Source organism: Lysobacter sp. DMC97, assembly GCF_056313745.1.
The window spans coordinates 1-6,513 of sequence record NZ_JBQUZR010000011.1; the positions used below are offsets into that span (position 1 = coordinate 1).

Annotated in this window: 4 protein-coding genes; 1 reads left to right on the top strand and 3 read right to left on the bottom strand. The window is 54.9% G+C overall.

The genetic code is table 11. The features are described 5' to 3' along the window. Positions 1 to 870, top strand: an 870-nt coding sequence (locus tag ACT53Q_RS19040) for an XVIPCD domain-containing protein (RefSeq protein ID WP_476188244.1), incomplete at its 5' end; no start/stop codon positions are given. A gap of 63 nt (positions 871 to 933) precedes the next feature. Here the strand turns inward: ACT53Q_RS19040 and ACT53Q_RS19045 are convergent. The 3 genes from ACT53Q_RS19045 to ACT53Q_RS19055 all read right to left on the bottom strand — a co-directional run bounded on the left by ACT53Q_RS19045 (position 934) and on the right by ACT53Q_RS19055 (position 6,265). Next, complete coding sequence (locus tag ACT53Q_RS19045; protein ID WP_476188245.1) at positions 934 to 2,916, bottom strand: hypothetical protein; 1,983 nt, start codon at positions 2,914 to 2,916, stop codon at positions 934 to 936. A 128-nt stretch (positions 2,917 to 3,044) separates the two neighbouring features. Then, entirely contained in the window at positions 3,045 to 5,342 is a 2,298-nt protein-coding gene (locus tag ACT53Q_RS19050) for a sensor histidine kinase (protein ID WP_476188246.1), read from the bottom strand. 119 nt (positions 5,343 to 5,461) lie between these two features. Beyond that, positions 5,462 to 6,265, bottom strand: coding sequence for a phosphoadenosine phosphosulfate reductase family protein (locus ACT53Q_RS19055; protein WP_476188247.1), 804 nt, complete (start codon positions 6,263 to 6,265; stop codon positions 5,462 to 5,464). Between the last annotated feature and the right edge of the window lie 248 nt (positions 6,266 to 6,513).

The following is a 6,513-nucleotide window of genomic DNA, read 5'->3' on the forward strand; positions in this document are numbered from 1 at the left end:
GCCGGAACTGGTCCGAACCCGATACCATCACCACAGGACTCACCGCCTGAGTGGCTACAAAATCCGTACGCAGGTCACCTCGACAGCACGATTGCCAGCCTGCGGCTGGACTCGGACGGCAAGACCTATGTAATCGCCGCCGAGACCACGCCTGCGGACATCGAGCGAGCCCGAGCGAACATGGCCACGGCACCGCACGCGATTGAGCGGCCATCGGAGCAGGCCCGCGAGACGCGCGAACAGGCGCAGCGCGAAGCCAACCGACAAAGGCTGACGCAGGAAGGAGCGACTCATGGCTTGCCTGCGGCTCCGCGCATGGCAGCGGCGAACGGCCGCGACGATGCACCGCAGGAGGAGAGTGATCTGAAGCGATCCACTGGCCCACAAGCCGAGAAGATTTCAGTTGCATCGACGCTGCCGGCGACACCGCGTTTCCCTGACCCTCGAGACCCTGACCACCCCGATCACCGCCTCTACAAGCAGTTGGAGCGTGGCGTCACGAGCATCGACGCGGAGCGCGGTCGTACATTCGACGGAACCAGCGAACGTCTGACCATGAGCGCCTTCCACGATGCCAAGGCCGCCGACATCACCTCGGCCGATCATGTCGCGATCAACCAGACCGGCAAGCGTCAACAGGACGGCACGCAGGTCGCAGGAGGAACCTTATTGTTCGTCGTGCAGGGGCAGGATCCTTCCGATCCTGCCACACGTCGGTCGATCACGGATGTGGCGCAGGCGGTTGAGCGACCCATCGAGCATTCGCTACAGAAAGTGGATGATCTGGCGCAGCAGCAGGCACAGGCACTCGCTCAGCAGCAGAACCAGCTGGTACAGGACGAATCAAGCCGTATGCACAAGATTGTGTAGGGAGCGACATGAGAAATTCCATTACACATTGTCTATCAGCTGAATTAAGAAATTTCACTTTCCCTAGCTGATGCTGGGCAGCTTCGAAATCGGATCTTCCGCTGGGTCTCCCGAGGCGACAATTGCTTCTTCCGGCGGCGCTGCACTAAGAGAAAGCTCCGACTTCATACCAACCACTAGGCATCCCCAATATGTGCTTTTGTCACCCATCTTTGCCTTTTTCTTAGTTAGCAATAGTCCATGGCCAATGTCTTTTTCCAGCTCAATTCCATCAGCCGTCAGCTTCCGTAGTTTGGTAAGTCCGCTTTCGCTTAGGAGATTTCTCAGATGCTCAGCAGCTGCGTCACTCAGCTTGCCTTGCTCAATGCCTCTGAGCGCCTCGATTAACCTCCGTACGAACTCGCGCCGAAACACCAGCATGCCTTCTTGACTGGATTGACGTGCGGGAACGAAATAGCACGGAACATCAATGTCTTCGAACCTGATGTCCTGAAGCCGACCTCCCTTGGCTGCATAATGCAGCGTGATGGAACTCGCAAAAGCCAACACGGGTGGCACGGGCACGCCCACACGCCTCAACTGGCTCAGTAGTCTGGTCTGAATCTCCTGGGCATACATTGGCCGCAACGCCCCGAGATAGTTGAACTCAGCATCAGATTGACCCGGCTTCGCCATCACTCCGTCAAAGGGAAGTGTCTCTACCTTGCGGAAGTCCCATTTGATGTTATGGGGCCGATCATCAATGACAATGAAGTCGCCTACTGAAGTATTTGGTGCTGTGAAATTCTCCAGCTTGCCCTGCAGAGTTAGTATCGTATATGCGGCCGGCTTGTCCTCATCTGGGCGCTTCACCAGATCACAGTCTGGATTCATGATAGCAACCAGGTGCTGCGCACCCTTCTCAGGTGTGCGCAGGTACAAGTCCCCCAGCCGAAAATGCTCGCGTGGTCGAGTGCGCTTGTTTTCAATGCGAACCCTGTGATACAGGTCGGCAACCTTACGCGTAGGACCATCGAATGCCCCGTCGATGATCTTCGCCTCCTTGTCGATATGTGTACTTGGCAGCACCTCATCTAGTTTGCGTCCAACCTGGTCAAGCAGGCACTCGCCTAGCAGCCATTCGAGGTAGTCAGGCAAACTCTGACCTTCTTCGGCAAGACGGAATCGCACCAAGTAAGCTAGGTCGGCCAACTCCAGGTCATCAATTTCCACCTTTAGAGCGTGTACAGCTTCGTTTGCTGCCTTGACCCAAGCGCCCAAAGTCTCGTGTAGGCCACGCCCAAACTTGTAAGTCTGAAAAAGGTCTAGAAGCACATCGCTTACTTTTGGGTCTACTGACACCATGCCAGTAGCCGTATCTTCAGTGACAAGCTTCTTGTTCACGAAGCCAAAACGGCTGGCGAATACGCGACTCTTCTCCTCCATGCTCTGACGGTAGCTTCGGCTTTGGGGAGCGTCATGGTGGGAAGACATAAGAATGACTGAGGGTGATAGTTTGAGTAGCGGCTCGATGCGCTTGAGCGACTCCTCTGCAGCACGCTGGGCTTGCGATGTATCCGACGCGGTATCCGGACTCACATTGGGATCTAGGAAGAGATCCACAAAAACCACATGCGGACCATCTTGCCCATCGTCTACATCCATTTGTGAGCCGTAGGTCTGGATACTTACTTCGGGGCTAGCCTTGCGAACCAAGGCCAATAATGGCCGTACGTACTGCAAGTTAGCGCCCTTGATTTCTGCGAAGCGTCCGAGCGGATCAAGCTTGACGTCAAAGTCGCGCACATAGGCTGTATAAAGCTTTTGAATCAGATCACTTACCGGTTCGGACTCGGAATCTTGTAGCCCGTTGATCGCTGCCTGCCAGTCCTTTGCATCTATACCGGCTGCCGTACGGACCTCTGCTGCGTTTTCCGCATTCAAAAATTGCAGTAACTCACCCCAGTCCACTTCGGGAATCTCAGGAGCGTCGAAGACGTCATCAACGAAGGCTATGCGCGTCACACCACTCGCCTTGATTGCATCCAAAATACGTTTCTCTTCCATCTAGTGCCCCCACACTTCAATGTGAAACCGAGGAAAATAATTGAATCAGCCTTTACACATCGCCGTCGCGTTATTGTCCAACAAACCTCTAGCCGTGATAGACCATTAACACACGCGAGAAAAGGGCGTCACTCATTGGGATCAACCATCTCCAGTACGAACTTGTTCAATCTTCCTTGTCTGTCCGGCGCAGGCTCCATATCCAATTCCAAATTCCACCCATGATATTGCGCAAGGTCTCGCGAGATATAAAGGCCCAAGCCTCGACCCTGGCCGAGCGGCTTCGATGATATGAAAGGCTGAAATATGACCTCCCGACGACTGGGCGCGACGCCGGGGCCATTGTCGGCCACAGCCAGCGTCTTCAATTCAGCGTCCAGCGAGATCTCCAGTTTTGGCGAAAACTTTGCCTGGATCCGTGCCTGCGTTTTAAGCCAGTACACGGAGTTAGATACCAGATTTTCCAATATCTGCACCACCATTCCCTTTACTGCACGCACCTTCAGAGGCCGTGGGCCATAAAAGTGCACCGTGATCCCATGCCTTGAGAACTGGCTGGAATGATTTTCAATAACCAGTTCCACTACTTCCCTGATATCGAAGGTACTCTTTGTTTGCCTCCGCTCTCCCGTGAACTCATCGAATGCGGAAACGCGTTTCTGCAGGGTGATTAGCTGCTCCTCAAGAGCCTCAAGGTTCACGTTCTGGCGACTCTTCTTGTCTCTTAGCAGAGTAATCGTGTGTTGTACGACACGATCGAGTTCGTGAAAAATGAACTCTGTCATCAGCCCAATCCCCGCCAACTGGACGAACTTCTCACGGTCGCTCTTCGCTTTCTTGTCGTCGGCAGCCGCGGCTTCGATTACCGTTTGGCAAGAAGATTCGAGGCGATCAACCAGTGAGCGCAGACGCTGCACGTGAGGCATGACCTCTTTGCCTCCTGCCTTTTCGAGCCCCTTGAAAGCTTGCGCAATTGAACGCGTTGTACCGTCCACGTCTAATGCGGCAAGTTTGTCCTTTTGCACCTTGAACTGGTGCGCTTCGTCTGCATCGTTGATAAGCCCACGGAACTCTCGGTGCAGCATCGACATCAGGATGATCCGAAGAGCGTCGCGAGCGTCCGACTGCACTAGACCCTCTCTGTTCGTCTGCTCGCTCAATGCGGCATGGCTTGCGGTAACGCGTACTCGTCCGATAACCTGTTGCCGGTTCAGTTTGAAGCCGGACTCACCGAAAGCATTCTTGTCGAGCTCCAGCCAGTCGTCTCCAGGCTCGCCGTAGGGAAGAATTCGGAATCCGCGGCGGAAAAGCATCGGCCCGCCGGACCACTTCCCTATCTCTTCGCGTGTCTCTGTGCGTTTTTGCGTCAATCCTTCGACTGCTTCTACCACCAGCCTGTTATACCAGTAGATCTCCACGTCGAATGGGCCGAGTTCCTGCAGCGCACGTAGCCTCAATGGTGCGGCGACGGTCGCTGCATGCCCCCTCTTGCCGCGCCTGTTGAATACCCGTTGGGTGATCGACAGAAGCTCCGCGCCCTGCTGGTGAATTGGCCTGTTCGCCGACCTGAGTCGATAGTGCATCATCCCGCTGAGAATGGGCTCTCCTTTGCTGTTAAATTCCAACCTTGCTTTGCAAGTGGCGTGCGCGGCCTGCAGCAGCTTCTCTGGAATAGAAGGGATGAGGAGGTGTTTGCCGTTGTAGCGGGGAGTGATGAGGCGATTTCCCTTGCCCTTCTCGAAAGGGTCAACCATGCGGGCTATCTTTCCGGACAGCATCTCCACGAATCTATCCATCGTCCAATCGCCAACTAGATGACTGATTCGGATAGTCGTTCCCTGGATCTTCGAATTGCTCTTCTTGCGCCCACGGTTCGGGGCAATCTCTATCTCCGAGACTTCGAGCTTCGAGTCATGGGAGAACTTGCTCCAGTCAATACTGAGCTCGTTGAAATAGTCGTCCCCGGCACGGGTCGTGGTGACGAGTAGCCGGTCCCCCAGACGCATGGTGGAAAGCCGACCGACCCCCTTGTCGCCTAGGAATTCACCGCCAGCGATGTTTGACGCCCGGCGCGACCGGGTTCCAACCGTCAAGAACACATCGTTCAATTCCTTGAACGACATGCCGTGACCTTCGTCGGCGATCTCTATCCAGTTGTACTGCTCGTAAGCCTCTAACAGCGCATCACGAAAACCTTTCTTGCTTGGTGGGGCTTCCTCAAGCAGTTGGAAAAACCCTTCGGACTGCGAACTGGATGCATTCGGATCGATCCTTGCTCGCAACCGCGCGATGATCTCCTGCTTGTTCGATCCTTCCTCCAGATCGTCAAAAGCCGCAGTCAGGTGGTGGTATGCCAGGACGACATTGAGATCAATTTCAATCGAGGGTGACTTCGCATCGACGGCGTTTTTGATCAGCTCGTACAAGGCAACCTCGTCCGAGCTGATCAACTCTTTGCCGAGCTCCAGCAGCGCTCGCGCAGCAAATTTGAATGACAAAGCGCCCCCTTTTCGGCATCCGAGTCAGTACGTTACGAATCCCATCCCTAGATCGAGCATACAACGCAGCCGGACTCGTCCAGCTCCGGCTCCTGCTCGCCCCTGAACACTTCGACCAATGGCAAGTTGTCCTTCGATCTCTGGCGGACGGAACGCATCATAGCGTCCTGCTTGATTTCCGCGATCCGCTCCGGCTTCTTGAGATCCTGCAGTCGCTCGCCATTGGACCACGTGAACAGGTTGCCCGTTGGCGCATATTCAATCTCATATCTTTCAGCTTCCTCGTAGAGATCGGGATAAGTCTCAAGCAGCCTGACCCACTCGATCTTCTGTTGGTAGAAGCAAAAAAAGCAGCCGGATCGAGTGCGCCCCCAGCGCGTGTACGGAGGCATGCCGACGCCGGACTGATGGAGAATGCGCACGATATCCGCGTATACCAGTCCATCCTCGATGAAAGGATATACGGACGTGATGTTCGGCTTCGTGCTGATATAGCCTTGACGGGATTCGTCAGCACGAATTCCTACGTAGTTCAACACCGGTTCGCTGCCAACATAGGCTTCGAACGGCTTGAGTTTCAGCATCTTGGTGCACCAGCGGCGATGATTGGATGGGATCATGCCACCGTACATTTGGTACCAATGATCGAATCCCTTGTCTGCGTTCAAGCGAACAACCGGTCGCCCTAAATAGTCTCCGATTCGGTCCAAGTACTCGTAAGTCTCCGGGAGTTCCTTGCCGGTATCGTTGAAGATGTATTCCATATCTGGAACACGATCACGCATGTACAGCGCCAAGGCAGCGCTGTCCTTACCGCCCGATAGGCTGAGGATATGGCGTGTTCTGCTCACGCGACCTCCGTGCTAGCAGTAGGCAAGTCTACCGAATACTCGAGGAGCAGTCGTGCAAGTACATACGCAGGAACGGGGAAACGATCGAGCACGGCACGAATCTCATCAACCCCTTCATCTGGAGCGACGCCTTTAGCATCGGCTGGGACTGTCACAAAGCGTTCTTGCCCTTGACCTGCGTACGGATTTTGTAGCCACTCAGGCGGTGAGTCCTGTGGTGATGGTATCGGGTTCGGACCAGTTCCGGC

Excerpts from the sequence above, each read along its gene's own strand:
- ACT53Q_RS19045 (WP_476188245.1), bottom strand. The coding sequence starts at position 2,916 with ATGGAAGAGAAACGTATTTTGGATGCAATCAAGGCGAGTGGTGTGACG.